Here is a 25504-nt window from a genome sequence, read left to right as displayed (position 1 = left end):
TTGGAAGACATGTCTCATTTCACCCTCTTGGATCTGCCCACATTCACCGACCCGCGGGGGTCGCTGACTGTGCTCGAAAAGGCCCTGCCTTTTGCCGCCGTGCGCACCTATTGGATCTACGGCGCCGACGGCCAGACCCGTGGCGGTCACCGCCATCGCCACACCCGGCAGGCGCTGGTGGCGCTGAATGGCGAGGTCACAATCTATATGAACGATGGTGTCGCCAGTGACAACGTCGTGCTGCAGCGGCCCGGGCAGTGCCTGCTGGTGGAGCCCAAGGATTGGCACACCATGACCTTCGGCCCCGGTGCGGTGCTGCTGGTCATGTCCTCGCATCCCTACGACCGCAGCGAATACATCGATGAGCCCTATGCCTGAGCCGCAGATGATCGAATACGAAAGCCTGGCCCGCTCCAACCAGCCCTGTATGGCGGAGCTGGAGGCGGCGGCCGCGCGCGTGATCCGCGGCGGCTGGTACGTGCTGGGGCAGGAAGTCAGCGCCTTCGAAGCCGAGTTCGCCGCCTATGTCGGCGCCAGGCACTGCATCGGCGTGGCCAACGGACTGGATGCGCTCATCCTCTCCATCGAGGCCCTGGACCTGCCCAGGGGCAGCGACATCCTGGTGGCTTCCAACACCTACATCGCCACCATCCTCGCCATCGTTCGGGCGGGGCACAAGCCGGTGCTGGTGGAACCTGAGCTTGAAACCTTCAACATGGACGCCGCCCTGCTGCCGCAGGCCATCACCTCCAATACCCGTGCCCTCTGCGTCACGCACCTGTTTGGCAAGACTTGCCGCATGGATGCCATCGGCGCCTTCGCCCGGGAACACGGCCTGCGGGTGGTGGAGGACTGCGCCCAGTCACATGGCGCCCGGCTGGGCGCGCAGATGACCGGCACTTTCGGCGATGCAGGCTGCTTCAGCTTCTACCCGACCAAGAACCTCGGGGCTTTTGGCGATGCCGGCGCCATCGTCACCAACGACGATGCCCTGGCCGATCGCCTGCGCCATACGCGCAACTATGGCTCCAGGCAAAAATACGTGAACCGTTATGTCGGGGTGAACTCCCGACTGGATGAGCTGCAGGCTGCGCTGCTGCGCGTCAAGTTGCGCCATCTCGACGAAATGACGGCGCACAAACGGGCGCTGTCCGAGGTCTACTTTGCTCGCCTGCCCGCAGGCGTGGCCAAGCCGCCGCGGAGGCCGGACGAGTTCGACGTGTTCCACATCTACGGCATCCGGCATCCCAGGCGCGATGCCTTGCGTCAGCATCTGCTGGACCATGGCGTGAAGACCGAGATCCACTATCCCATACCCCCGCACCGGCAGGAGGCCATGAAAGGTATTCTTCATGGTGACTGTCCGATCGCAGACGAGCTGCATGCGACCGAATTGAGCCTGCCGATTTCAGCGGGCCACACCACGCAAGACGTGGAGTTCGTGTCGGAAATCGTCCGAAAATTCAAATAACCGAGGCGCAAGGAACCATGTTCAACGACAAATCCATACTGATCACCGGCGGTACGGGCTCATTCGGCAAGAAGTATGTGAAGACCCTGCTGGCGAATTACAAGCCGCGCAGGCTGATCGTGTTCTCGCGTGATGAGCTGAAGCAGTACGAAATGCAGCAGGACTTCAATGCGCCCTGCATGCGCTATTTCATCGGTGATGTGCGAGACCAGCAGCGCCTGGTCCAGGCCATGCGCGGCGTGGACTACGTGATTCATGCCGCAGCGCTGAAGCAGGTGCCTGCTGCCGAATACAACCCCATGGAGTGCATCAAGACCAATATCCACGGGGCAGAGAACGTGATTCACGCCGCTCTCGAGAACGAGGTGGACAAGGTCATTGCCCTGTCGACCGACAAGGCGGCCAACCCGATCAACCTCTATGGCGCAACCAAGCTGGCTTCGGACAAACTTTTTGTCGCCGCCAACAATATGGCCGGAGGGCACAAGACCAAATTTTCCGTCGTGCGTTATGGCAATGTCGTCGGATCGCGTGGCTCGGTGGTGCCGTTCTTCAGCAAATTGATCGCACAGAGAGCTGCCGACCTGCCCATCACCGATGTGCGCATGACCCGTTTCTGGATCAGCCTGCAGCAGGGCGTCGATTTCGTCCTCAAGAACTTCGAGCGCATGCATGGCGGCGAGATCTTTGTGCCCAAGATCCCGTCGGTGCGCATCGTCGATCTTGCCAAGGCCATGGCGCCGGACATGCCGCATCAGGTGATCGGCATCCGACCCGGCGAAAAGCTCCACGAAGTGATGTGCCCGGCCGACGATTCGCACCTTACCCATGAGTTTGAAGACCACTATGTGATCAGTCCGACCATTTCATTCGCTTCGCGGTCGAATGATTTTTCGACCAATGGACTGGGGGAAAAGGGGCGGCCAGTGCCGCAGGGCTTCGAGTACAACTCGGGCACCAATCCGGTTTTTCTTTCTGCTGCAGAAATCGCTAAATTTAACCAGATGGCAGAGGCATAAGCTGTGATTCCATACGGGCGTCAAGACATCACGCAGGCGGATATCGATGCCGTTGTTGATGTTCTGAAATCAGATTTCCTGACGCAGGGCCCCATGGTTCCGCGCTTCGAGGCGGCGGTGGCCGGCTACTGTGGTGCTCGCCATGGGCTCGCCGTGAACAGCGCTACTTCGGCTCTGCACATTGCCTGCCTGGCCCTGGGTCTGGGCCCCGGGGACTGGCTTTGGACCTCGCCCATCACCTTCGTGGCGTCGGCCAATTGCGGCCTGTACTGTGGCGCCCAGGTCGATTTCGTCGACATCGATCCCCGAACCTACAACCTGTGCCCGGAGGCCCTGGAGCGCAAGCTGACAGAGGCGCAGCGCACGGGCCGCCTGCCCAAGGTCGTCGTTCCCGTGCATCTCTGCGGACAGCCTTGCGACATGGAGCGCATCCACGCACTGGCCGGGAAATACGGCTTCAAGGTCATCGAGGATGCATCGCACGCCATAGGCGGGAAGTACAAGGGCGAACCGGTGGGGAACTGCCGTTACAGCGACATCACTGTCTTCAGCTTCCATCCGGTGAAGATCATCACCACCGCCGAAGGCGGCATGGCCATGACCAACGATGAGCAGCTGGCGGGCCGGATGGCCTTGCTGCGCAGCCACGGCATCACACGCGATCCCGCGCTGATGACGCACGTGCCTGATGGCCCCTGGTACTACCAGCAGGTGGACCTGGGCTTCAACTACCGCATGACGGACATCCAGGCTGCCCTGGGCGTGAGCCAGATGACGCGCCTGGACAGCTATATCGAGCGCAGACATGCACTGGCACGTCGGTACGACCGCTTGCTGGATGGTTTGCCCGTTACGCCACCATGGCAGCATCCGGATGGCTATTCCGGCCTGCACCTGTATGTCATCCGCCTGCAACTGGGCAAGGTCAGTCGTGGCCATCGGCAGACTTTCGAGTCATTGCGCGAGCAGGGCATCGGCGTGAATCTGCATTACATCCCTGTGCACACGCAACCCTATTACCGAGACCTGGGGACTGCAACGGGGCAATTCCCGGAGGCTGACCGCTATTACGCCGAGGCCATCAGTTTGCCCTTGTATTCCGGCTTGACTGATGCCCAGCAGGATCAGGTCGTTGCGGCTCTTCGTAAGGCTTTGCAGGCATGAGGTTGGCGGTCATTCCTGCCCGAGGGGGCAGCAAACGCATCCCACGGAAGAATATCAAGCTCTTTCGCGGCAAGCCCATGATTGTGTGGTCGATTGAGGCGGCATTGCAGAGCGGCTGTTTTGACGAGGTTGCCGTGTCCACCGATGATGCCGAGATTGCCGATGTCGCCAGGCATTGGGGGGCGAGTGTGCCGTTCATGCGGCCAGCAGAGCTGGCCGATGACCACACAGGAACCTTGCCTGTGGTGGCTCATGCCATCAACTGGTACGCTGATCAAGGGCGGACTCCAGACTACGTCTGCTGCATCTATCCCACTGCGCCGCTACTTTTGCCTGAGTCGTTGTCGCAGGCATATGAGCGCATCGTTCAGACTGAAAGTCCGTTTTGTTTGGGCGTGGCGAATTTTGGCCACCCGATACAGCGGGCCCTGAGAATGAGCGCGACGGGGCATGTGTCTATGTTCTTCGCTGAATACGCCCTCACCCGCTCCCAAGACATGGAGCCGGCCTTCCATGATGCCGGACAATTTTGCTGGGGTACTGCGGCGGCGTTTCTTGAAGGTCGTTTCCCTATGCTTCAGAACTCAGCCGCAGTCGTGTTGCCTCGATCGCGTGTCGTGGATATTGATACAGCCGAGGATTGGGAGCTGGCCGAGGCCTTGCATGCGGCCTTGGCTGCGATGTCCGGAAAATGAAGGTTCATTTTCGCGTAGACGCATCGGAGGCCCTGGGGGCGGGACATTTGGTGCGGTGTCTGGTGTTGGCCGATGCGATTGCTGCTCGTGGGGGAAGGTGCGCCTTTTTCTTGTGCCACGTCAACAAGTACGCAGAGCGCATACTTAACAATACGATCCATGAGGTGTTCTCTTTGGATGTGGACGAGGCGAGCGCTCCAGAGACGGATGCCGAAGCAGTCGTGCAGAAAATGCTACAGGCCACCGACTGGTTCGTGGTTGATCACTATGGTCTTGACGCTGGGTGGGAGCGGATCGCTCGTGCCAAGGCCAAGCGTATATTGGCGCTGGATGATCTGGCGGACCGCCCTCATGACTGTGACTTGCTCGTGGATCCCGGCCTCGGGCGTCGGGCCGGGGATTACGCAGGATTGATGGGGCGCCGGGCAGAGATGTTGTTGGGAACCCAGTACGCGATTTTGAAGCCCTCGTATGCCGAGTATCACGACGCTGCTCCGGTGTGGCCTGAGGCTTGCCGAGCCCATGTCTTCTTCGGTGGCGGGTCACCCGCGAGATGGCTGCCTACATATGTCAGCGCAATGCTTGAAGCGGCGCCATCATTAAGTGTATCGGCGGTGGGGTTGGGTGATGAGGAGGCCATGGCCCGGCTGGTCGAGTTCTATGGTCCACGGCTGAAATGGAAACGGCACGTCGATGACATGGCTTGGGAGTACTCGCAGTGCGACATGGCTGTCGGTTCCCCGGGGACAGCGACCTGGGAGCGCGCTTGCATCGGTTTGCCATCTGGTCTCGTTGCGACTGCGAGCAACCAGATTCCAATACTGCGTGACTTGGAGCGCCAAGGGTTTTGCAGGTATCTGGGGGCGGCTTGGGAGTTTGATGAGCCAAAGTTCGTACGGCTTTTCAAAGATTTCTTGCAGGACAAGGCATCGCTGGCAGCTACGCGTGCTCTGGGGTTGTCCTCGGTAGATGGGCTGGGTGCGCAACGAATTGTTCAGAAGTTGTTTTCAGAAGGTGTCGGCGATGACTGAGCGGCAATCGGTACTGGTCTCGGAGGTCTTGACTCCCTATACGTCTGAGTATGACGAAAAAACCGTCGGCTGGCTGAACTCCGCTGATTTGCGGGCCACGTTTGGATTGCGGCAGGAGGTCAGTCTCGACTCGCATCGGAGTTGGGTGAAAGCGGCGATTGACACCCAGATCTGGGCGATCCGTGAGCCGACCGGGCACCACGTTGGAAATGTTCTGCTCAAGATCAATCAGCGGCACCGGTCTGGATATTTTCAGATTTATATCGGCGAGCCCCGTGCTCGCGGTTTGGGGCTCGGAGAGAAAGCGTTTCTTGCCGTGCTGAAAGCTGCGTACGAAAAATATGGACTGCATCGCGTCTGGTTGCATACGTTCCCTGAAAATGTGAGGGCTGAGGCGCTATATCAAAAGCATGGATTTGTGCTTGAAGGTGTCGAGCGCGAGGCCCTCTTGGTGGACGGCGTCTATGTGAGTCAACGTCGCTGGTCATTGTTGGTGACCGAGTGGCGTGGCATGTCCGGCGAAGGGTGGCAACCTTGAGGTTCGCGATCATGCAGCCGACGTACGTGCCGTGGGCGGGGTATCTGAATCTGATGACGCAAGTAGATGCTTTTATCTACCTGGATGATGCGCAGTATGAGAGGTCCTCTTGGCAGAATCGGAATCGGGTGTTAGTGAAAGGGGCTCCGACTTGGCTGACGGTGCCCGTTGTCAGGGGGTTTCTCGGGGCGCAGATCAATCATGTTGCGGTGGATGACGCCACTCCCTGGCGCCGGAAGCATGTTGCACTGCTGTCCAATTCGTATGCCCGTCATGCTTATGCGCGCGAGATGCTCGAGGTGGCGGAACTGTTGGGTGTCGCTTCGCATGCCTGTCTCGCGGATCTGAACATCGCGTTGCTGGAGTGGTTTCGTCAAAGGCTTGGAATTACGACGCCAACGATGCGGAGCAGCCAGCTGGGGGTGCCCGGCACGCGGACGGACCGCCTGATTGCCATGCTGGAGAAGCTCGGAGCGACCGAATATGTCACTCCTCCTGGAGCGTTGGGGTACCTCCACGAGGACGCGTTTGTGGAGCACACGAAGATCAGGCTGCTTGTCCATGATTTCCACCCGGCCAAGTACATGCAGCGCGACACCGAAGAGTTTGTCAGCCATTTGTCCATTCTTGATGTGGTGGCGCATCTGGGCTGGGGCGAAACAAAAAGCTATATTCATCCGACGACCGAATCCGTTCGAATTCTTTAGAGGGAATCATGACCGACACTCAAAAGACAAATTTGGAGCGACACCCGAAGTTTGGGTTCCTCCAGGTGAAGCCAACGCCGACGCAGGAGGAGATCACCCGTTTCTATGCTGAGGAGTTTTACAGCTCGAAGTACAAGGCCTTCAATAACTCTGCATTGGAGGTTCAGGAGGCCGACCGGGAATTTCACGATGCACACCGTGAAGACATCGCAACCAATATCGAGCGACTCCTCGGGCGCCCGCTGAGTGGTTTGAGCATTCTTGATATCGGTTGTGGCTGGGGGCAGACGATGAAGTACCTGGCCTCGAAGGGGGCGCGTTGTTCTGGCTTTGATCCCGCGCCGGAAGCCGTGTCTTACGTCCAGTCGATAGGTCTGGAATGCGTGCGAGCGGGGATGGAAAGGATGGACGTGTTCGAGGGGCGGCGCTTCGATGTGGTGCTGCTCATGAACGTTCTCGAACACCTGTCAGATCCGGTCAAGGTGGTCGAGGATATCTGCGGCTCCGTTCTTGAGAAAGGCGGGATGCTGGTCGTGGAGGTCCCGAACGAGTTCAATGCATTCCAGATGGCGGCCCAGGAGCTGCACTGTCTTTCGCAATGGTGGGTGGCTCCTCCGGCTCATCTGAACTATTTCAGTTCTTCATCGTTGGCTGCATTGCTGCGAGGGTCGGGCTTCGAGGTGCCGCATGTCGAGGCTTCGTTCCCGATGGAGCTGTTCCTGCTGATGGGCGAGAACTACGTGTCTGACAGGCAGCTGGGACGGTATTGTCACGAGCGGCGCATGGCGTTCGAGATGAACATGCGCAAGCAGGGGCGGGGCAAAGCGCTGAGATCTTTTTACAAGGCGTTGGCCGACGTCGATCTGGGCAGGCAAGTTATCGCCTATGCATTGAAGGGCGCGTAAAGCTATGAAGTTTATTAATCTGGGTGGTGCGACAGCAATCCTGGAGCATCGCGGCAAGCGGATGCTTTTTGATCCTTGGCTGGATGACGGCATATTCCATGGATCATGGTTTCATTGGCCCCCGGTCTCGGCTGACATAAAAGATCTCGGTCGCTTTGACTATGTGTACATCTCGCATATTCATGAGGACCATTGCTCGGCGGGGACCATTCGGCACATTAATCGTGATGCGGAAATCATCATCATGGACCGACGGCCAAATTTTGTCGCCAACTTCCTGAGCTCGCACGAGTTTAATTTCTCGAAGGTGCATCTGGTCCCTCCGCGCAAAGGTCTGCGCCTCTCGGAAGATCTGTTTGTCGACATGATTGAGGCGGATCTGGCGAATGAAATGGCCTATCTGGTGGATTCATCCATCGTCATTCGATGGGGCGATCATGTCATCTTTAACGCGAACGATTGCCAGCCTCATCCTGACGGCATCGATTACCTGAGAAAGAATTACCCGAAGATCGATCTTGCCTTGTTGCCTTACTCCGGCGGTTCAGGCTATCCCAGTTGCTACAGCAATTTGTCTGAAGGTGAAAAAATCTCGGAAAGAGAGCGAATTCTTGAACGGCGGATCGCCGGGTTCATCGAAAGCACCAGGCAGATCAATCCGAAATATGTGGTGCCGTTCGCGGACCAGTATGTTGTCGGCGGTTCGCGCGCTCATTTGAATCGATTCATTTCCCACGGCTCGTGTCCCGGGGTTGTGGGCAAGCAGGTGCGGGAGGCGGGATTGGGCGAGCGCTTGCTGTTGCTGAATTCGGGCCAATCTTTTGATTTGGGTGACCAGACAAAAAAACCGGACATGCCTTACAAAGAATACACGGAAGAAGAGCGCGAGCGTCATATCGCCGAACATCTTTCGCACTACACCTATGACCATGAGCGAGTCACTTTTGGTCCATCGGTATCCATCGATCGCCTCGTGCGGCACGCGCGCAAGCGTCTTTGGGAAGTGCAGACGCGGCGTCAGACATTTCCTGCGACATGCCTGGTGCTTGATTTCAACACTAGCCAGCGCCGTTTTGAAATTGATTTGGCGACTGAGGATGTGGTGGAGTCGGATATCCGCAAGCCGCTGAAGGAGCCTTATCTCAGAATGTCCGGATCGGATACGCTGCAGATCATGTTGTTGATCGGGCATATATCCTGGAATATTGCGGATGCAGCGCTATTTTTAGATTATGAGCGCAGGCCGAACGTATATGACCCGTCGATTTATGTCCTGTTGAATTTTCTGAAGGTTTAGCATGGCTGCCAACACCGGTTTCGAGTTGCGTGGGCGGCGTATCAGTCAAGATGCACCGCCGTTTGTGATCGCCGAAATGTCTGGAAATCACAACCAGTCGTTGCCTCGGTCACTTCAGATCGTGGAGGCCGCCGCGCGAAGTGGTGCGCACGCGCTGAAGATTCAAACATACACCCCTGACACGATGACGCTTGATCTCGATGGCGGGGATTTTTTTGTCGGCGACAAAAATAATCTATGGCACGGGACGACGCTCTACAAGTTGTATGCGGAGGCGCACACGCCTTGGGAGTGGCATAAGGCCATATTCGAGCGTGCGGCTCAGCTGGGAATGATTGCCTTCAGCAGCCCGTTTGACGCCTCCGCTGTAGACTTCCTGGAGTCGTTGGACGTGCCGTGCTACAAAATCGCGTCTTTCGAGAATACGGACATCCAGCTCATACGGAAGGTGGCTTCCACGGGGAAGCCCATGATCATATCGACCGGCATGGCCACTGCCTCGGAGTTGGGCGATGCGGTTGCCGCAGCCAGAGAAAGCGGCTGCCGTGACCTTGTGCTGCTGAAATGCACCAGTTCCTACCCCGCTCCTCCGGACGATACAAATATACGGACCATTCCGCATATGCGGGAGTTGTTTGGTTGTGAGGTGGGCCTGTCAGATCACACGATGGGCGTGGGGGTCAGTGTTGCCAGTGTTGCGCTTGGGGCGAGTGTGATTGAAAAACACTTCACCCTGGCGCGCGCGGACGGGGGCGTGGATTCAGCTTTTTCTCTTGAGCCCCACGAAATGCGCGCACTGGTCGAGGAAACGGAACGGGCGTGGGGATCGCTGGGATCGATCTCGTATGGCCCGACCGCCGCGGAGTTGAAGTCGCTGAAATACCGTCGCGGACTCCGTGTCGTTGCGGACCTGGCACCTGGCGACGTGCTGACGCATGTCAATGTGAAAGCCATCCGTCCGGGCGGGGAGTTGACGTCCGGATATCTCGATGTGGTTCTGGGGCGCAAGGTGAAAGTCGCCGTGAAGCGGGGCACGGCGCTGTCGTGGGATCTGATTGCCTAGCTGGTTGAGCGAGCAGGGACCGATCGGGCCGCTATTGAAGGCGTACGAAATGGCCGGCTGCCCCGTTCGGAGCGGTGTCGAGGCAATCTGTTGGGCTATGTGATGGCAGCTGCATATAAAAAAATATTGGTCAATCTGCGGAAGCTCATCGCTCGTTATCCGGATGAGGTCGGGGTGTCGCCCCGTGCGTTTGCTCAGATTGGACAGGAGGGCGGCAAGGGCGCCAGCCTCGACGTCCTGGCTTTTCAGTCCGTATCGGACAAGTTCTACTTTCTGTTGTTTGGTGCATTCAGATCGCGCCTGGCTGCACGTGCGGACTTGGTGGTTGTGCGGTCTGTCAGTGGTGCGGTAGGTTCTGGCTGGTCTTCCGAGTTGAAGAGGTCGGCGCTGATTGCATGGCTTTGGAGTGGGCCGTGGATCCGAGCCTATGGCCCGGCCATCGATCGTGTTGCCTACAGATGTGCGACCTGGATGCATCCCTTCGCCGATTTCCGGGACTGGATCAGGTCTCGCTCGTTCTGGACCCTCTTACAAGAGCAGGCAGTAAGCGGGAACTACTCGCTTCAAATTGATGGCATCGAAGCCGCTGATCTTGTCATCAGCTCATACTTGCGATTCAAGCCGGCACCCGAGTTTTCTGCGTCGGATCCGTTCGTGAGGCGTTTGATCTGGCAGGCCTTGCGTGATGTCAGGCAGGCGCACGCATACTTCGGGACCGTCAAGCCGCGCTGGTATCTGACGTCCTACACTTCCTATCTTGAGCATGGAATCCCAGCGAGAGTGGCGTTGCAGCACGGTGTGGACGTCTGGTCATTCGGGAATCTGAGCCGTTTCGGTAAGAAGTTGACGCCGTCTGATCCTTACCAGACCGTGAATTCAAGTCGCTATAGAGAAGACTTTCATTCTCTGAGCCGCCCATCCGATCTCTTGGAGGTGGCCCGCGAACAGTTGGGAAAGCGGCTGTCTGGAGGCATCGATGCGGCTACGAGCTACATGCGCCGGTCGGCCTACGGGCAATCCAGCGAGTCATTACCGGCCGGTTTGAAGGGGGCTGTTGTCATCTTCTTGCATGATTTCTACGACAGCCCGCATGTCTATCCCGATCTGGTTTTTGACGATTTCTGGCAATGGGTCTGTTTCACCATCGAGACTTTGCAGGCAGAGGGCGTTAGCTTCTTCCTCAAGCCGCACCCCAATCAGATCGAACTGAGCGACGAGGCCCTGCGGCATCTGCGGCAGAAATACCCAGGTCTGAACTGGGTGCCGGTCGCCATCACCAACGTGCAATTGGCCCAGGCAGGTATCTCATGCGGGGTCACTGTGTATGGCACGGTGGCGCACGAGTTGGCATACTTGGGTGTACCCAGCATCGGTTGTGCGCGCCATCCTCACCACGCCTTCGACTTTTGCCGCACGGCTCGCACGCGAAAAGAGTATGCGGGCATGCTGAAGACCTACGCTACGTTGCCGGTGCCCAAGGATGAAATGCGGCGCCAGGCGCTGGTTTTCTACTACATGCATAACCTCTACGGCGCTGGAGATCAGAGTGTCTTGCGCAAGGCTTTTGTGAATTTCTGGAGGGCGTGCAATGTCGGGGTGGCTGCAGAGCACGAGGTGATGCAGGCTTTCCTGGCGTTGGTCCAGCTTCCTGCATTCGATCGCTTTGTCACGGCGATGGCCAATGACCGGGAAGAACAGGGAGCGCGTGCGGTTTGAGATGGGGCCGTGCCGGAGACCGGGAGCGTGCCGGCGCAGTGACGGTTTTGTGGGCAGGCATATAGTCTGGGTTATACCGGGCCAGCCTGGCATTGAGCTGTATCCCCGGGCGGGCGTTCGCTCCGGGCGATTGGGTGCCCCGATGCTATTCCTGCGGCTGTTTGCGGAATAAAATTCACCTACACAAAGCGGTGTGCCTGGTGGATGTGTTCGCTGTGATCTCGTGGTGATATCTGATGGCGCTGCAGGGTATGCATGACGGACGACAAACTGATCAAAATGCAAGTATTGAAAACATTGATGGAGAGCAGCTACCGGAACCACCCGGCCTTCAGCTTTGCCGCTCCCCATTGGGATCTGCCTGCCGAAAAGCTGGCTGTCTTCAATGAAATCTATAAGGCAGCCCGACAGTTTGGTTCGACACTGGATGGTGAGAGCCGGATCGCATTGCAGAAGGAGCTGTTGCAGGCGCTTGACGCGGTGTTCGCATCCTTTCACGAGCAGTCGGCAGACGAATACGAAGCATGTTTTCTCCTTGAGCTTAGGAGCGCAAGCGTTCGCCTGCTGGACGAGGAACTGACCTGGTATGTCAGGCAGCCGCAGGTGGGTTTCGTGGACCTGACCAATGAGCGGGCGCGGCAGGATGCCGTCCGGATGCAGCGGGACAGGCATTATTTTGGCCGCCTGCCCCAAGCGGCCGTCGCCGAGTTGCGCAGTCTGGCAGAGCGGGAGCTGGGACAGTTTCGGGTCAATGCGGCCGCGGGGCGGCTCAAGCGTGATGAGCTATCGGTGAGTTCCGGCCCCACTGTGCGCGCTATCCGCGCCGTGCTCAATCGGGAGTTCAAAAAGCTGGGGGTGCTGGATGCGGTCAGTGCTTATACGGGGCGCAAGACCCGGGTGACTGGCTTGGCCCTTGAGCTCAGTGTGCCTCAGGCCACATGGTGGAAAAACGCCATCACGGGTCTGGATCGCCCGCCCCAGACGCTTTACGCTCACGTGGACGAAACCATTTCCTGCCCTAAGTCCATCGTCTATCTCTCGGATGTGACCGAGCAGAACGGCCCTACCGGGTGCTATCCGGGTGCCTACGAAGCCATGCAGCTGAATCCGTTGCAGGAAATGATAGGCCGCGTGGTGGGGACGGTGGGCACGCGACCCGATTCTCCCCTGAAGGACTATTACGCCAAGCAGTACCACCAGTCCGTGAATTCGGAGAACTTCAGGCGGCATTTCATGCGCTTGCCCGAGTGCCTGCGTTTCAATTCGCACATGGGTTGGGATGTGGCGCCGGGCAGCGAATTGGAGAGCCAACTGGCAGCTGCCGAGCGCAAGATGACCGGACCGGCAGGCACCTTCATTGCTTTCGACGGTGCTTGTCTGCTGCACCGCGGGGGGTTGATGCAGGAAGGCGAGCGCGTAGCGCTCCAGGTGATTTTTTCGGATCTGACGTTTACGGAGCGTGCTGTCAGCAGGGTGAAAAGGATGGTGTCATGAGTTTGGGCCAGGCCGTGCGCCGGATGATTCCGCAGTCGCTCAAGAACTTTTTGCGTCAACATACGCTGCCATGGCGTGTTTCAAAATTGCTAAGCCCGTATTTGCCGGCGGCAGTTTGCGTGGATGTGGGGGCCTCGTATTACCCGCATGGCAAGTGGCTGGCATTCCTCAACGCTCCAGGCACCCAGTGGCTGGCGGTGGAGCCGAATGAAGCCAACATCGCATACGTGAAATCCTGGGCCTGGCCCTGCCAGGTGTCCGCCTGCACCACTGGGTTGAGTCACGAAGGGGGCGAACAAGTCCTGTATGTGACCAATGTGGACACCGGCTCCAGTCTGCTTCCGCCGGAAATCACGCCATCCATGAAGCACCGCGTCACTAATCTGGAATATTTCTTCCCCGTGACGGAGCGCCGTATTGAAACTCTCACCCTGGTGCAGGCGATGGCAGGGTTGTCGGTCACGGCTCCGGTCTTCGTGAAACTTGACACGCAGGGCACGGAACTTTCCATCTTGCAGGGCGCGCAGACCTTGTTCGATGCCCAGCGTATCGTCGGCATTGAGATGGAATCCACCATGCTGGCGCAGCCGGTTATGAAGGGCTCGGGCAAATTCTGGCAAGCGTGCGAATACATGGAGCAGCAGGGATTCGAGTTGCTGCACGTCAAGCCCATCCATGCGCCACGCCGTTCCGGGCGGTCCAGGCCGCAGTTGCACACCTTTCTCAACGAATGTGATGCCGTGTTTGCACTGCGTCTGGATGTGGCCGCTGCGCTGGCGGTGGAGTACCGTGTCAACCTGCTAGCGTTCTACCTGACCAACCTGTTCTACGAGGAGGGCTTGTCCCTGCTGGAGCGGGACGCAGAGGTAGCGGGTTTCCTGCGCACACAGGGTTGCGGCGTGGATGCTCTGGTGGCTACCCTCAAAGCAGTGGTCTGATGGTCAACGTCCTAGCTTCGATCTCCGCGATGGCGGGTCAGATCGCCCACTATGCTAGTTTTGTGGCGCGGAATTTCCGTGCTTTTTATATCGTGGTAGCGTTGGCCGCACTGGTGCTGGTGCTGGAATACTTGGCGACCAGTCTGATGATTCCCATGGCTCCGGGGCAGACGGCGGCCAACTCGCCGGTCACCCAGGTCTGGAGCCAGGTTGCCGGGCAGCTGGGGTTGGAGCCGGTCTCCAGGACGTGGCTGTGGCTGTTCTTCATGGTCATGATGGCCCGGCTGGTGCTGGGTTACGTCCTGTCGGTGCTGACGACCTGGCTGGGCAAGCGGGTGCATGAAACCCTGAGCGGCAAGGTCTTTGGCCACATCCTGCTGCTGGAGCCCATGGGGCGGGTGTACACGCGCTCCGTGGGGCACTACATCACGATGGCGGGAGACGACACCTTCAAGAGTGGCACCATCGTCAGCAGCCTCCTGCAGGCAGCGGTGGGTTTTTTCACCGCACTGGTTGGCATGGTGGTGCTGTACCAGTTTTCCCAGCAGGTGTTCGCCGGCGTCGTGCTGTTCCTGTTGGCCAGTCTGGCCGTAATCGCCTTCTTGCTGCGGCGCGTGGTACGCGTGAACAATCGGGCGGTCAATTTGTCGCGGGAACTTGGCACCACCTTCGTGGAGGCACTGAACAGCCTGCGCTCCATCCGTTCGCTGCATGGTGAACGGTTCGTCATGGCCACCTATGCCGCGCAGATCCACGCCTATATCCGCATGCTGGTGGAGATGGACGCCATCAAGTCGGGGGTCAAGGCATTTCCGGCCATCGTGCTGCTGCTGCTGGCAGCCATTGCCTTGCGGCCAGGCGCCGCCGTGGACATGACCGATGCGGCCTTGTTTGCCGGCACCATCATCATCATCCGGGTATTTGCTTCCCTGGGGCAGATGGTGACGGCGGGCTCACAGCTCTTGACGGATATCCGGGCCGTCAAGGATATTGGCGCCCTGGTTGAACTGGCGCAAGAAAGGCAGAGCGCCACGTCGGACGCCGCAGTCGATCGTGTGCGGACACTGGCCTTGCAGCAGGTTTCGTTTGCCTATGGAGATCGGGGACGGGTGCTTGCCGATGTCACTTTCCGCTTCGAGGCGGGGCACACCTATGCCGTTGTAGGCCCCTCCGGTGCAGGCAAATCCACCCTGGCAGACATCCTGCTGGGTTTGAGTGTCCCGGACAGCGGTCAGGTGGTGGTCAATGAGGGGCGTATTCCGCTGGGGGCTGCGCGTGCGCACTTCATGCTGGTGGAACAGCAGCCGAAAATATTCTCGACCACGGTCAAGGAAAACCTGCTTCTGGGGGCGCAGGCCAGCGATGAAGAGTTGTACGCCGCCCTGGAAAGCGTGAACCTGGATGGTCTGATCCGCTCGCTCGACCGAGGGCTGGATACCAGGCTGAGCTATCTGGGGGAGAACTTCTCCGGCGGGCAACGCCAGCGTCTGGGGATAGCCCGTGCCTTGATACGCAAGCCCGAGGTGTTGCTGCTCGATGAGGCGACCAGCGCGCTCGATCCGGAGACACGGGTCGAGGTGGTGGGCAAGTTGCGCACCAGGATGCGCGATGGGATCATCATCTTCATCACACATGATGAAGAGATTGCGGCATTGGCAGACCAGGTGCTGCAGATCCAAAAGGAAACAGTCTGATGAGTACCGCTGGCCGTTTCGCCCCCGTAGTCCTGTTTGCATATGCCCGCCTGGACCACTTGCGCCAGACGGTGGAGTCCTTGCGGGCTAACCGGGAGGCCGGCTCGACATCGCTGTACGTGTTTTGCGACGGGCCTAGGCACGAAGGGCACAAGTCGCAAACCGACGCCGTGCGTGCCTACGTCGACTCGATCGAGGGCTTTGCATCCGTGACGCGGATTTACCGTGACCAGAACCTGGGATTGGCCCGGTCCATCATCAGTGGCGTGAGCGAAACCCTGTCCACGCACGATTCGGTGATCGTCATGGAAGACGATCTGGTCGTCTCGCCCTATTTTCTGAAGTTCATGAACGAAGGCTTGCAGCAGTATCGGGACCAGGAGCGCGTCGCCAGCATTCATGGTTACTGCTACCCGGTGCCCGAAACGCTGCCGGAAACCTTTTTCCTGCGCGGGGCGGATTGCTGGGGTTGGGCCACCTGGTCCCGCGCGTGGCGTCATTTCGAGCCGGATGGCCAGAAGCTGCTGGATGCATTGCGACGTGAGCGTCTGACACGTGCTTTTGACATGGGGGGCGCCTATCCCTATAGAAAGATGCTGGCCAACCAGGTAGCGGGCAAGAATGATTCGTGGGCGGTGCGCTGGCATGCCTCGTGTTTCCTGGACAACATGCTGACGCTTTATCCTGGACGCAGCCTGGTCAACAACATCGGGACGGATGACAGCGGGACGCACTGCGCGACAACCGATGATTTCGAACAGCTTGTCGCTGTCGTTCCCGTCAATGTCCTGCCTATCGAGGTACAGGAAAGTGTGGCGGCCCACGACAGTTTCGCCAGATTCCTTGGGCAACATACCGCATTCGCCGCCCGGGCCAAACGCGTGATCACCCGTCTGTGGGAGGCGCTGAAAAAATCATGAGTGTCAATCTGCGTCGCCAGTTTGCCGCGAGGCAGTTCAAGCCCGGTATTGTCGGGGTCTTCATCAATCCTTTTTTCCTGGCGCGTCGGGGGTTGTGGCGTGAGATCGAGGCGGCAAGCCCGATGCTGACGGGTGACTTGCTCGATGTCGGCTGTGGTACGAAGCCTTATCAATCCCTGTTCAGGGTTCGTTCCTATACAGGGCTTGAAATAGACACGCCCATAGCCCGGCAGCGTGATGTGGCGGAAGCCTACTACGACGGGCAATCCTTTCCCTTCGATGACGCCAGTTTCGATGCGGTCCTGTGCAACCAGGTTCTCGAACACGTCTTCACGCCGGATGACTTCCTGAGGGAAATATCCAGAGTGTTGAGGCCGCAGGGCCGGTTGCTGCTGACCGTTCCTTTTGTCTGGGACGAGCATGAGCAGCCCTACGACTACGCCCGGTATTCCAGCTTTGGCCTGCGTGCCATGCTGGAAAGAAACGGTTTCCATATCGTTCGGCAGCGCAAGATTCTGGCTGACGCATCCATCCTGTTCCAGATGGCCAATGCCTATCTCTTCAAGGTGACGGGTGCGCGGTCCATCCTGGCGAAGCTGGTGCTGCGTGTGTTCCTGTTCGCCCCGGTGTCGATGCTGGGGCTGCTGGCATCAGTGCTGCTGCCAAGAAATGAGGATTTCTTCCTCGATCAATTGGTGGTGGCGGAACGTAAGGCTGGGGATGTGGAGGGTGCATCGTGATAAGCCTGCTCCGGCAGTGGCTCGGAAAACATCCGCGCCTGAGAAGCGCGGCGCGACGGATCAGATCATTCATCCCCGGGCGGCATTCTGTGTCGACCGATTTCGTCCAGTTATCCAGCGCTGATCTGGAATCGGAGGCCGGCAGACTCCGTAACTCGTGGCAGGCAGACGAATTGCCGGCGAGGCAGCGCGTACTGGTCGATCGTCAGCTGGCGCACTACCGGGCTGGGCAGTGCGTCGACGTGTTCGACGTTCTGGTCGGAGCCATCAAGAAGCTCCCGCGTCTGAACGGTATGGGCTCGCTTCTCGAAATCGGCTGTTCGAGTGGCTACTATTCCGAGGTGTTCGGTATCGCGGGTTTGCCATTCACGTATGCCGGATGCGATTACTCACCCGCATTCGTGGAGCTGGCCCGGAAGACATATCCGGGTTTGCAGTTCGATGTCCAGGATGCCACCGCACTGGCCTATGCAGACGCGCAATTCGATGTCGTCATCTCGGGGTGTTGCCTCCTGCATATTCCCGAGTATGAGGCAGCCATTGCGGAGACGGCGCGGGTGGCTCGGCACCATGCCATTTTCCATCGGACACCCGTTCTGCCGCATCAGTCCACGATGCATTTCCGCAAGCTGGCGTACGGGGTCGAGACGGTTGAAATCCATTTTGGGGAGGCGGAATTCCTGGCCTTGCTGAGCAAGCACGGACTGGCGCTGGTCGATGCACATACCCTGGACGAGGATGTGCATCAAGGTGTCAAGACCGCAGTGAGAACCTATGTATGCGGCAAAATAAAGACCTGATCAGCAGGTACTTCTGCACCCTTTTCGACAGCAACTACCTTTTCAAAGGGGTGGTGATGCTGCGCACGCTGCGCCAGCACTGTACGGGCGCGCAGGTTTTTGTCCTGTGCATGGACGAACCGTGCCGGCGCATGCTCGAACAACTTGGTTTGCCGGGCGTGACTTGCATTTCACTGCCGGAAATCGAGAGCGCCGAACTGCTCGCGGCCAAGAAGGATCGCAACATTGCCGAATACTGCTGGACGCTTTCGGCCAGCCTGCCGGCATGGGTGATGGACAGGCGCCCGGAGGTGGACCTGCTCACCTACGTCGACGCCGATCTGATGTTCTATTCTTCGGTCGAACCCCTGTTCGAAGAAATCGGCGCATCCTCCATTGCCATCATCGAGCACCGGTTCACGCCGCGGCTGAAGTACCTGGAAGAGAACGGCCGTTTCTGCGTGGAATGGGTGACGTTTCGACGCGATCAGGAAGGGCTGGCCTGCCTCGATCGATGGCGCAAGCAGTGCATAGACTGGTGTTATGCGCGGCTTGAAGACGGGCGCATGGGGGACCAGAAGTACCTCGACGAATGGCCGGAACGCTATGCATCCACCTGCGTGCTGCAGCATCCGGGCGCGGGCCTGGCGCCCTGGAACTACCCGAATTACAAAATCGAGGGTGCAGGTGATGAGCCGGTGCTGGTCGATGGTCAGCCGCTGATTTTTTACCATTTCCATCAATTTCAGCTGCTGGATGACGGTGGGTTTGACCGCCTGTCTTCTTTCTATACGACAGAAATGGCACCGCCCGAAGAGGTCTACCACCTCTATGAGAAGAACCTGCGGAACGTGGTGTCCGAGGTCCAGTCGCTGGTGCCCGGTTTCACGCGCGGCATGAAGTCCACGGCCTACATCAGGTCACGCCGATGGGCGCATCGCTTCCTGCCGCGGCGCCTCAAGGAACTCCTCAAGCGGATCGTGAAGTATTGATGGCCATGAAGATCAGCGTCATCACGGTCTGCTTCAACAGCGCGGCCACCATCAGCGACACGCTCCGGTCTGTTGTCGATCAGACGCACCCGGACGTGGAGCATGTCATCGTCGATGGGGGGTCGCGAGACGGCACGGTCAAATTGGCCGACACTTTGGGCCGCGGCGGCAAGGTCATCATCTCCGAGCCGGACAAAGGCATCTACGACGCCATGAACAAGGGCCTGCGGCTGGCGACGGGCGACGTGATCGGATTTCTCAACGCCGACGACATGTATGCGGCAAATGACGTGCTGGCGCGGGTCGGTGCGCTCATGGAGCAGGGCGGACTCGACGCCCTGTATGGCGATACGGAGTTCGTCCATCCCTCCAATCTCAACAAACCCGTCCGCCGCTACCGGTCCGACCGCTTCCGGCCGGACCGGATCGCCTGGGGCTGGATGCCGGCCCACCCGGCGCTTTTCCTCAAGCGCCAGGTCTTCGAACGTTATGGCGGTTTCCGGCCGGACTATCGCATCGCGGGTGACTTCGAACTGGTCGCGCGCATATTCCACCCGGGTGAATTGGTCTACCAGCACATGCCCGAGGTGCTGGTGCGCATGCGGACCGGTGGCATCAGCACGGGGGGCTTGCGCAGCACCCTGCTTCTGAACCAGGAGGTGCTGAGGGCATGCCGGGAGAACGGGATCGCCAGCAACTGGTTGAAGATCCTCTCCAAATACCCGGCCAAGCTCCTCGAGTTTCTGCGCAAATGAAAGTCCTGGTCACGGGTGCGAATGGCTTTGTCGGGCGGGCGCTCTGCGCGCGGCTGGACCAGGCGGGCCATCAGGCCGTGCCCGGTGTGCGGCGTCCATGCGGGATACCGGGCGAGAAAGTGGTCGGTGACATCGATGGCGCGACACGCTGGGCGGAGGCCGTCCAGGGGTGTCAGACGGTGGTCCACCTGGCAGCCCGCGTCCACGTGATGCGCGACACGGCTGCCGACCCGTTTGATGAATTCCGGCGGACCAATGTGGCCGGCACGCTGAACCTGGCACGCCAGGCCGCGGCGGCAGGCGTGCGGCGTTTTGTCTTCATCAGTTCGGTCAAGGTGCACGGCGAGTCGACGCCAGCAGGCCGCCCATTTTCTGAGGGCGATGCACCAGCTCCGCAGGATGCCTACGGTCTGTCCAAGCTGGAGGCCGAGCAGGGGTTGTTGACGATCGCACGAGAGACGGGCATGGAACTCGTCATCATCCGCCCGCCGCTGGTCTATGGTCCCGGCGTGCGCGCCAACTTCCAGTCCCTGATGCGGGCCGTGGCCAAGGGCCTGCCGCTGCCGCTGGCGGCCGTGGACAACCGACGCAGCCTCGTCGGGCTCGATAACCTGGTCGACTTCATCGTGACCTGCATGGCGCACCCGGCGGCGGCCAACCAGACCTTTCTGGTCAGCGATGGCGAAGACCTGTCCACGCCCGAGCTGATCCGGCGGCTTGCCCAGTCCATGGGGAAACCGCCGCGGCTGTTCGCCCTGCCGCAGGGGCTGCTGCGGGCCCTGGCCGCGCTGGCCGGGCGCAAAGCGGCCATGGAGCGCGTCTGCGGCAATCTTCAGGTGGACATCACGAAGGCACGCACAATACTGGCTTGGCGTCCTCCGCAGAGCGTGCGGCAGGGACTGTCGCAAACGGTATCGCATTGCAAACCATGAAAAAGCGCGTGTTCGATCTGTGCCTGGCTGTCTTCGCGGTCCTGGTGCTGGGCCTTCCCATGCTGGTGATCGCGCTCATGGTCAAGCTCAGCAGCAGGGGACCGGTCCTGTACTGGTCGGATCGGATAGGGCGGGACAACCGGATCTTCAGCATGCCCAAGTTCCGCAGCATGCGGGTCGGGACCTCGGCGGTCGCCACGCATTTGCTGGAGAACCCCCAGGCCTGGCTGACGCCGGTGGGGGGGCTGCTGCGCAAGACCAGCCTGGACGAGTTGCCGCAGCTGTGGAGCATCCTCAAGGGGGACATGAGTTTTGTCGGTCCCCGGCCGGCCCTGTTCAACCAGACCGACCTGATAACGCTGCGCACGCAGCATGGGGTGCATGAGGCGCTGCCGGGGCTCACGGGCTGGGCGCAGATCAACGGCCGGGACGAGCTCCCGATCCCGCAGAAAGTGGCCTTGGACGTCGAGTATCTGAAGCGCCGTTCCTTCCTGTTCGATTTGCAGATAATCCTCCGGACGGCGGTCAAAGTCATACGACGTGAAAGCATTTCGCATTAATGCGCTGGATTTTCCTTAGGAGAACGCTGTGGGCAATCTGATCGACATTCAAAACCAGATCGAAAAACTGCAAAAGCAGGCCGCCGACATCAAGACACGAGAGTTCGACAAGACCGTCAAGGACATCCTGGCCAAGATGCAGGCTTTCGGCATCACGCTGCGGGACCTGCAGCAGGCCGCTGGCAAGCCGCGTCAGCGTCGCGGCAAGGCCAAGACGATGCCTGTCAAGAAAACAGCGGTCAAGAAGTCTGTGCGCAAAACTGCGGTTAAAGCGGGCGCCAAGGTGGCGGCCAAGTACCGCGGCCCCAAGGGTGAGACGTGGAGCGGGCGCGGCTCCATGCCGCGCTGGCTGGCCGAACTGGTGGCGCAGGGTCGGACACGTGAAAGTTTCGCCATCAAGGGCTGAGGACCGGCGATCGTCATGCAGCAGAAGATTCTTGCCTGGCCGCGGGCCGTGAAACGCCTGGTGGTGGTGGCCATGGACGTGGTCTTGTCGCTGCTGGCGACCTGGCTGGCTTTTACCCTGCGCCTGGACAATCCGAACTGGCCCGATGAGATGCAGCTGCGCATTTATGTGCTGGCGCCGCTGCTGGCCATCCCGGTTTTCGTGCGTCTGGGCCTGTACCGCGCCATCTTTCGTTATACCGGGCAGGCTGCGCTGCTGACCACGGCCAAGGCGGTGGCGATCTACGGTGTCTTGTTGCTGGGTGTCCTGTTGTGGGCACGCTGGACCAATGTGCCGCGCAGCGTGGGCGTTTTGCAACCCCTGATTTTCCTGCTGCTTGTGGGCGGTAGTCGTGCGCTGGCACGCTTCTGGCTGGCCGGCTGGGGGCGCACGCATGCGGGTCAAAGCCGCTTTCTGATCTATGGGGCCGGGCTGGCCGGTGCGCAGACGGCGGCGGCCCTGGGCATGAGTGGCCAGTACGAACTCGTCGGCTTCGTTGACGACGACACGGCCAAGATCGGGCGCAGCATCAATGGCGTGCCGGTCCACGCCAGCCGGGACATAGCGGCCCTGGTGGAGCGTGAGGGCATCACCGACATCCTGCTGGCGCTGCCCAGCGTGACGCGCGAGCGTCGCAACCGCATCATCGAAAGCCTGCGGCATCTGCCCCTGCATATCCGCACCCTGCCTGGCATGTCGGATCTGACGAGTGGCCGGGTCACCGTGCAGGATTTTCGTGAGCTCGATATCGAGGATCTGCTCGGACGCGATCCGGTGCCACCCAATGCCGAACTGCTGGCCCGTGACCTGTCGAGGATGGTCGTGCTGGTGACGGGGGCCGGCGGCAGCATCGGCAGCGAACTCTGCCGCCAGATCCTGCGCCAGCAGCCCAGCCGGCTGCTGCTGCTCGATCACAGCGAGTTCGCGCTTTACAGCATTCACCAGGAATTGCTGGCCGCGTGCGCGGAGCTGGGTGGCACGATCGAGCTGGTGCCTCTGCTGGGCAGCGTGAACCAGGAGGCCCGGCTGCATGAAATCTGCCGCCAGTACCGCCCCCACACGGTCTACCATGCCGCCGCCTACAAGCATGTGCCCCTGGTGGAGTCCAACCCCGCCGAAGGCATACGCAACAACGTCTTCGGCACGCTGCACATGGCCCGTGTTGCGCGGGACTGCGGTGTCGCCCGCTTCGTCCTGGTCTCCACCGACAAGGCCGTGCGCCCGACCAACGTCATGGGCGCCAGCAAGCGCATGGCCGAACTGGTGCTGCAGGCCCTGGCGGCCGAGGCCGGCCAGACCTGTTTCAGCATGGTGCGCTTCGGCAATGTGCTGGGTTCCAGCGGCAGTGTGGTGCCCCTGTTCCGTCGCCAGCTGGCGGCAGGCGGGCCGCTGACGGTCACGCATGCGGACGTCACGCGCTATTTCATGACCATCCCCGAGGCCGCCCAGCTGGTGCTGCAGGCCGGCGCCATGGCCGGTGGTGGCGAGGTGTTCGTGCTGGACATGGGCGAGCCGGTGCGCATCCTGGACCTGGCGCACCGCATGGTGGAGCTGTCCGGGCTGACGGTGCGTGACCCCGAGCACCCCCAGGGCGACATCGAGATCGCCATCACGGGCCTGCGCCCGGGTGAAAAGCTTTACGAGGAACTGCTGATCGGCGACAACCCCGCGCCGACCGGCCATCCGCGCATCATGAAGGCGCATGAAGATTTGCTGCCCTGGCAGGAGTTGGCCGGGCAGCTCGAGTGTTTGCGGATCGCTGCCGACGGTGCTGATGAGCAAGGCATCCGTCGTGTCTTGCAGGCTTGCGTACATGGTTATGGGGCACACACCAGCTAAGGCTCACCTGGCGGACCCTTGCTGTGTCACTTGTGAGTGAAATAGTTGGCATATACTAGTGCGCTATCCATTTGCGATGGAAGGAGCAAAGCATGACTGCCACGACCGTGTTCATCAACAATCGCAGCCAGGCCATCAGGCTGCCAGCAGAACTGCGTCTGCCTGAAAACGTGAAGCGGGTGGACGTGCGTGCCCGGGGCAGCGAGCGCATCATTGCGCCATTGGGCCAGTCGTGGGACAGTTTCTTCATCAATGGGCCTGAAGCGGCCGACGATTTCATGGAATCGCGCGCCAGCCAGCATCAGCCCGAGCGCGAGGCGCTGTAATGTTGCGCTACTTGCTGGACACCAATATCGTGATCTATGTCATCAAGCGCCGTCCCATGTCCGCGCTGGAGTTGTTCAATGAGCACGCGGGCCACATGGCAATCTCTTGCATCACGCTGGCCGAATTGCTGCACGGCGCCGAGAAGAGCAGCGCGCCAGCGCGTTCTCTGGCCACAGTGGAAGACTTTTGCAGCCGCCTGGAAGTGCTGCCTTATGGCCCCAAGGCCGCACAGCATTACGGTAGCATTCGTAGCGCACTTGAAAAACAGGGGCAACCCATAGGCGTCAACGACCTGCATATTGCGGCGCATGCCCGCAGTGAGGGCTTGACCCTGGTGTCCAACAACCAGCGCGAATTCGAGCGTGTGGAAGCCCTGCAACTGGCCAATTGGGTCATCTGAAAGTTCACCATGACCGACACCCTCGCCATCGCCCCGCACGACAAGGCCCAGATCCTGGCCCAGGCGCTGCCCTATATCCGTCGCTTCCATGGCAAGACCATGGTCATCAAGTACGGCGGCAACGCCATGACCGACCCCGCCCTGCAGGCCGCCTTTGCCGAGGACGTGGTGCTGCTCAAGCTGGTGGGCATCAATCCGGTGGTGGTGCACGGCGGCGGACCGCAGATCGAGACGGCGCTCAAGCGCCTGGGCAAGAAGGGCGAGTTCATCCAGGGCATGCGCGTGACCGATGCCGAGACCATGGAGGTGGTCGAATGGGTGCTGGCCGGTGAGGTGCAGCAGGACATCGTGGGCCTGATCAACCAGGCCGGCGGCAAGGCCGTGGGCCTGACCGGGCGCGACGGCGGCCTGATCCGCGCCAAAAAGCTCAGGATGGTGGATGCCAGCGACCCGGGCAAGGTGCACGACGTCGGCCTGGTGGGCGACATCGAGTCCATCGACCCCAGCGTGGTCAAGGCCCTGCAGGACGACGCCTTCATCCCGGTCGTCAGCCCCATCGGCTTCGGCGAGCACAACGAGAGCTACAACATCAACGCTGACGTGGTGGCCGCCAAGCTGGCCACCGTACTGCAGGCCGAAAAGCTGCTGATGCTGACCAACATCCCCGGCGTGCTGGACAAGCAGGGCCAGCTGCTGACCGAGCTGACCATGAAGCGCATCGACGAGCTGGTGGCCGACGGCACCATCTCGGGTGGCATGCTGCCCAAGATCGCCGGCGCGCTGGACGCCGCCAAGAGCGGCGTGAACGCGGTGCACATCATCGACGGCCGTGTGCCGCACGCCATGCTGCTGGAAATCCTGACCGACCAGGCCTACGGCACGATGATCCGCTCCCATTGAGCGGGGCTTTCCCCCTCTCCCTTTGGGAGAGGGTTGGGGTGAGGGCGGGCGACATGCTGCCGGGCCCCTCACCCTGCCCTCTCCCCAGAGGGGAGAGGGTGGTAAGCACCTTCCGCGGTGGAGCGCGCGTGGCCTCAAAGCTACAAACCGGAGTGGGCGGCCACTGAGGACTAAGCTCCAGCC

At 60.1% G+C, this 25504-nt stretch carries 27 protein-coding genes; all 27 read left to right on the top strand.

Translation table 11 applies throughout. The annotated features are described in order from the left end of the window. Positions 1 to 9 precede the first annotated feature (9 nt). Positions 10 to 378, top strand: coding sequence for a sugar 3,4-ketoisomerase (locus ACYVH8_RS06860; RefSeq protein ID WP_460488132.1), 369 nt, complete (start codon positions 10 to 12; stop codon positions 376 to 378). Next, entirely contained in the window at positions 362 to 1471 is a 1110-nt protein-coding gene (locus ACYVH8_RS06855; protein WP_460488131.1) for a DegT/DnrJ/EryC1/StrS family aminotransferase, read from the top strand. The genes ACYVH8_RS06860 and ACYVH8_RS06855 overlap by 17 nt, the downstream gene beginning before the upstream one ends. Positions 1472 to 1488: 17 nt before the next feature. Then, positions 1489 to 2490: a UDP-N-acetylglucosamine 4,6-dehydratase (inverting) gene (gene pseB, locus ACYVH8_RS06850; RefSeq protein WP_460488130.1), complete on the top strand. Its 1002-nt coding sequence runs from the start codon at positions 1489 to 1491 to the stop codon at positions 2488 to 2490. A gap of 3 nt (positions 2491 to 2493) precedes the next feature. Then, complete coding sequence (gene pseC, locus ACYVH8_RS06845) at positions 2494 to 3654, top strand: UDP-4-amino-4,6-dideoxy-N-acetyl-beta-L-altrosamine transaminase (RefSeq protein WP_460488129.1); 1161 nt, start codon at positions 2494 to 2496, stop codon at positions 3652 to 3654. After that, entirely contained in the window at positions 3651 to 4349 is a 699-nt protein-coding gene (pseF, locus tag ACYVH8_RS06840) for a pseudaminic acid cytidylyltransferase (protein ID WP_460488128.1), read from the top strand. Before pseC ends, pseF begins: the two co-directional genes overlap by 4 nt. After that, entirely contained in the window at positions 4346 to 5380 is a 1035-nt protein-coding gene (gene pseG / locus ACYVH8_RS06835) for a UDP-2,4-diacetamido-2,4,6-trideoxy-beta-L-altropyranose hydrolase (RefSeq protein ID WP_460488127.1), read from the top strand. Before pseF ends, pseG begins: the two co-directional genes overlap by 4 nt. Further along, positions 5373 to 5918, top strand: coding sequence for a GNAT family N-acetyltransferase (locus ACYVH8_RS06830; protein ID WP_460488126.1), 546 nt, complete (start codon positions 5373 to 5375; stop codon positions 5916 to 5918). Before pseG ends, ACYVH8_RS06830 begins: the two co-directional genes overlap by 8 nt. Positions 5919 to 5929: 11 nt before the next feature. After that, on the top strand, positions 5930 to 6625 hold the full coding sequence (locus ACYVH8_RS06825) for a WbqC family protein (RefSeq protein ID WP_460488125.1): 696 nt from the start codon (positions 5930 to 5932) through the stop codon (positions 6623 to 6625). Positions 6626 to 6633: 8 nt separating this feature from the next. Next, complete coding sequence (locus ACYVH8_RS06820; RefSeq protein WP_460488124.1) at positions 6634 to 7530, top strand: class I SAM-dependent methyltransferase; 897 nt, start codon at positions 6634 to 6636, stop codon at positions 7528 to 7530. A gap of 4 nt (positions 7531 to 7534) precedes the next feature. Continuing rightward, on the top strand, positions 7535 to 8827 hold the full coding sequence (locus ACYVH8_RS06815) for an MBL fold metallo-hydrolase (RefSeq protein WP_460488123.1): 1293 nt from the start codon (positions 7535 to 7537) through the stop codon (positions 8825 to 8827). 1 nt (position 8828) lies between these two features. Then, positions 8829 to 9890, top strand: a complete 1062-nt coding sequence (gene pseI / locus ACYVH8_RS06810; RefSeq protein ID WP_460488122.1) for a pseudaminic acid synthase — start codon at positions 8829 to 8831, stop codon at positions 9888 to 9890. Between the two features lie 90 nt (positions 9891 to 9980). After that, positions 9981 to 11606, top strand: a complete 1626-nt coding sequence (locus tag ACYVH8_RS06805) for a hypothetical protein (RefSeq protein ID WP_460488121.1) — start codon at positions 9981 to 9983, stop codon at positions 11604 to 11606. 255 nt (positions 11607 to 11861) lie between these two features. Continuing rightward, positions 11862 to 13100 carry a phytanoyl-CoA dioxygenase family protein gene (locus tag ACYVH8_RS06800; RefSeq protein ID WP_460488120.1) on the top strand — a complete coding sequence of 413 codons (1239 nt, stop codon included), beginning with the start codon at positions 11862 to 11864 and terminating at the stop codon, positions 13098 to 13100. Further along, entirely contained in the window at positions 13097 to 14038 is a 942-nt protein-coding gene (locus ACYVH8_RS06795; protein ID WP_460488119.1) for an FkbM family methyltransferase, read from the top strand. Before ACYVH8_RS06800 ends, ACYVH8_RS06795 begins: the two co-directional genes overlap by 4 nt. Beyond that, positions 14038 to 15732: an ATP-binding cassette domain-containing protein gene (locus ACYVH8_RS06790; RefSeq protein ID WP_460488118.1), complete on the top strand. Its 1695-nt coding sequence runs from the start codon at positions 14038 to 14040 to the stop codon at positions 15730 to 15732. The genes ACYVH8_RS06795 and ACYVH8_RS06790 overlap by 1 nt, the downstream gene beginning before the upstream one ends. Beyond that, on the top strand, positions 15732 to 16652 hold the full coding sequence (locus ACYVH8_RS06785) for a glycosyltransferase family protein (protein ID WP_460488117.1): 921 nt from the start codon (positions 15732 to 15734) through the stop codon (positions 16650 to 16652). The genes ACYVH8_RS06790 and ACYVH8_RS06785 overlap by 1 nt, the downstream gene beginning before the upstream one ends. Then, positions 16649 to 17392, top strand: a complete 744-nt coding sequence (locus tag ACYVH8_RS06780) for a class I SAM-dependent methyltransferase (protein WP_460488116.1) — start codon at positions 16649 to 16651, stop codon at positions 17390 to 17392. The genes ACYVH8_RS06785 and ACYVH8_RS06780 overlap by 4 nt, the downstream gene beginning before the upstream one ends. Then, positions 17389 to 18192, top strand: a complete 804-nt coding sequence (locus ACYVH8_RS06775) for a class I SAM-dependent methyltransferase (protein WP_460488115.1) — start codon at positions 17389 to 17391, stop codon at positions 18190 to 18192. Before ACYVH8_RS06780 ends, ACYVH8_RS06775 begins: the two co-directional genes overlap by 4 nt. Beyond that, positions 18171 to 19163, top strand: coding sequence for a hypothetical protein (locus ACYVH8_RS06770; RefSeq protein WP_460488114.1), 993 nt, complete (start codon positions 18171 to 18173; stop codon positions 19161 to 19163). Before ACYVH8_RS06775 ends, ACYVH8_RS06770 begins: the two co-directional genes overlap by 22 nt. After that, positions 19163 to 19918 carry a glycosyltransferase family 2 protein gene (locus tag ACYVH8_RS06765; protein ID WP_460488113.1) on the top strand — a complete coding sequence of 252 codons (756 nt, stop codon included), beginning with the start codon at positions 19163 to 19165 and terminating at the stop codon, positions 19916 to 19918. The genes ACYVH8_RS06770 and ACYVH8_RS06765 overlap by 1 nt, the downstream gene beginning before the upstream one ends. After that, positions 19915 to 20850 carry a UDP-glucose 4-epimerase family protein gene (locus ACYVH8_RS06760; RefSeq protein WP_460488112.1) on the top strand — a complete coding sequence of 312 codons (936 nt, stop codon included), beginning with the start codon at positions 19915 to 19917 and terminating at the stop codon, positions 20848 to 20850. The genes ACYVH8_RS06765 and ACYVH8_RS06760 overlap by 4 nt, the downstream gene beginning before the upstream one ends. After that, positions 20847 to 21410 (top strand): sugar transferase, encoded by a 564-nt coding sequence (locus tag ACYVH8_RS06755; RefSeq protein ID WP_460488111.1) that lies wholly within the window; start codon positions 20847 to 20849, stop codon positions 21408 to 21410. The genes ACYVH8_RS06760 and ACYVH8_RS06755 overlap by 4 nt, the downstream gene beginning before the upstream one ends. Before the next feature lie 28 nt (positions 21411 to 21438). Continuing rightward, on the top strand, positions 21439 to 21816 hold the full coding sequence (locus tag ACYVH8_RS06750) for an H-NS histone family protein (RefSeq protein ID WP_460488110.1): 378 nt from the start codon (positions 21439 to 21441) through the stop codon (positions 21814 to 21816). 15 nt (positions 21817 to 21831) lie between these two features. Further along, the gene (locus ACYVH8_RS06745) at positions 21832 to 23694 is read left to right on the top strand and encodes a polysaccharide biosynthesis protein (protein WP_460488109.1); all 1863 of its coding nucleotides are present in this window, start codon (positions 21832 to 21834) and stop codon (positions 23692 to 23694) included. Between the two features lie 92 nt (positions 23695 to 23786). Beyond that, positions 23787 to 24020 (top strand): type II toxin-antitoxin system VapB family antitoxin, encoded by a 234-nt coding sequence (gene vapB, locus ACYVH8_RS06740; RefSeq protein WP_460488108.1) that lies wholly within the window; start codon positions 23787 to 23789, stop codon positions 24018 to 24020. Continuing rightward, on the top strand, positions 24020 to 24421 hold the full coding sequence (gene vapC / locus ACYVH8_RS06735; RefSeq protein WP_460488107.1) for a type II toxin-antitoxin system tRNA(fMet)-specific endonuclease VapC: 402 nt from the start codon (positions 24020 to 24022) through the stop codon (positions 24419 to 24421). The genes vapB and vapC overlap by 1 nt, the downstream gene beginning before the upstream one ends. Positions 24422 to 24430: 9 nt before the next feature. Further along, positions 24431 to 25321 carry an acetylglutamate kinase gene (gene argB, locus ACYVH8_RS06730; protein WP_460488106.1) on the top strand — a complete coding sequence of 297 codons (891 nt, stop codon included), beginning with the start codon at positions 24431 to 24433 and terminating at the stop codon, positions 25319 to 25321. The last annotated feature ends 183 nt before the right edge of the window (positions 25322 to 25504 follow it).

It is taken from the genome of Curvibacter fontanus, from assembly GCF_054780335.1.
This window is presented reverse-complemented; position numbering and strand designations above follow the sequence as displayed.

Excerpts from the sequence above, each read along its gene's own strand:
- ACYVH8_RS06825 (WP_460488125.1), top strand. The coding sequence starts at position 5,930 with ATGCAGCCGACGTACGTGCCGTGGGCGGGGTATCTGAATCTGATGACG.
- vapC (WP_460488107.1), top strand. The coding sequence starts at position 24,020 with ATGTTGCGCTACTTGCTGGACACCAATATCGTGATCTATGTCATCAAG.
- ACYVH8_RS06755 (WP_460488111.1), top strand. The coding sequence starts at position 20,847 with ATGAAAAAGCGCGTGTTCGATCTGTGCCTGGCTGTCTTCGCGGTCCTG.
- pseF (WP_460488128.1), top strand. The coding sequence starts at position 3,651 with ATGAGGTTGGCGGTCATTCCTGCCCGAGGGGGCAGCAAACGCATCCCA.
- ACYVH8_RS06795 (WP_460488119.1), top strand. The coding sequence starts at position 13,097 with ATGAGTTTGGGCCAGGCCGTGCGCCGGATGATTCCGCAGTCGCTCAAG.
- ACYVH8_RS06855 (WP_460488131.1), top strand. The coding sequence starts at position 362 with ATGAGCCCTATGCCTGAGCCGCAGATGATCGAATACGAAAGCCTGGCC.
- ACYVH8_RS06860 (WP_460488132.1), top strand. The coding sequence starts at position 10 with ATGTCTCATTTCACCCTCTTGGATCTGCCCACATTCACCGACCCGCGG.
- ACYVH8_RS06830 (WP_460488126.1), top strand. The coding sequence starts at position 5,373 with ATGACTGAGCGGCAATCGGTACTGGTCTCGGAGGTCTTGACTCCCTAT.
- ACYVH8_RS06785 (WP_460488117.1), top strand. The coding sequence starts at position 15,732 with ATGAGTACCGCTGGCCGTTTCGCCCCCGTAGTCCTGTTTGCATATGCC.
- pseG (WP_460488127.1), top strand. The coding sequence starts at position 4,346 with ATGAAGGTTCATTTTCGCGTAGACGCATCGGAGGCCCTGGGGGCGGGA.
- ACYVH8_RS06800 (WP_460488120.1), top strand. The coding sequence starts at position 11,862 with ATGACGGACGACAAACTGATCAAAATGCAAGTATTGAAAACATTGATG.
- ACYVH8_RS06815 (WP_460488123.1), top strand. The coding sequence starts at position 7,535 with ATGAAGTTTATTAATCTGGGTGGTGCGACAGCAATCCTGGAGCATCGC.
- argB (WP_460488106.1), top strand. The coding sequence starts at position 24,431 with ATGACCGACACCCTCGCCATCGCCCCGCACGACAAGGCCCAGATCCTG.
- vapB (WP_460488108.1), top strand. The coding sequence starts at position 23,787 with ATGACTGCCACGACCGTGTTCATCAACAATCGCAGCCAGGCCATCAGG.
- ACYVH8_RS06765 (WP_460488113.1), top strand. The coding sequence starts at position 19,163 with ATGGCCATGAAGATCAGCGTCATCACGGTCTGCTTCAACAGCGCGGCC.
- pseI (WP_460488122.1), top strand. The coding sequence starts at position 8,829 with ATGGCTGCCAACACCGGTTTCGAGTTGCGTGGGCGGCGTATCAGTCAA.
- pseB (WP_460488130.1), top strand. The coding sequence starts at position 1,489 with ATGTTCAACGACAAATCCATACTGATCACCGGCGGTACGGGCTCATTC.
- ACYVH8_RS06770 (WP_460488114.1), top strand. The coding sequence starts at position 18,171 with ATGCGGCAAAATAAAGACCTGATCAGCAGGTACTTCTGCACCCTTTTC.
- ACYVH8_RS06790 (WP_460488118.1), top strand. The coding sequence starts at position 14,038 with ATGGTCAACGTCCTAGCTTCGATCTCCGCGATGGCGGGTCAGATCGCC.
- ACYVH8_RS06780 (WP_460488116.1), top strand. The coding sequence starts at position 16,649 with ATGAGTGTCAATCTGCGTCGCCAGTTTGCCGCGAGGCAGTTCAAGCCC.
- ACYVH8_RS06745 (WP_460488109.1), top strand. The coding sequence starts at position 21,832 with ATGCAGCAGAAGATTCTTGCCTGGCCGCGGGCCGTGAAACGCCTGGTG.
- ACYVH8_RS06820 (WP_460488124.1), top strand. The coding sequence starts at position 6,634 with ATGACCGACACTCAAAAGACAAATTTGGAGCGACACCCGAAGTTTGGG.
- ACYVH8_RS06760 (WP_460488112.1), top strand. The coding sequence starts at position 19,915 with ATGAAAGTCCTGGTCACGGGTGCGAATGGCTTTGTCGGGCGGGCGCTC.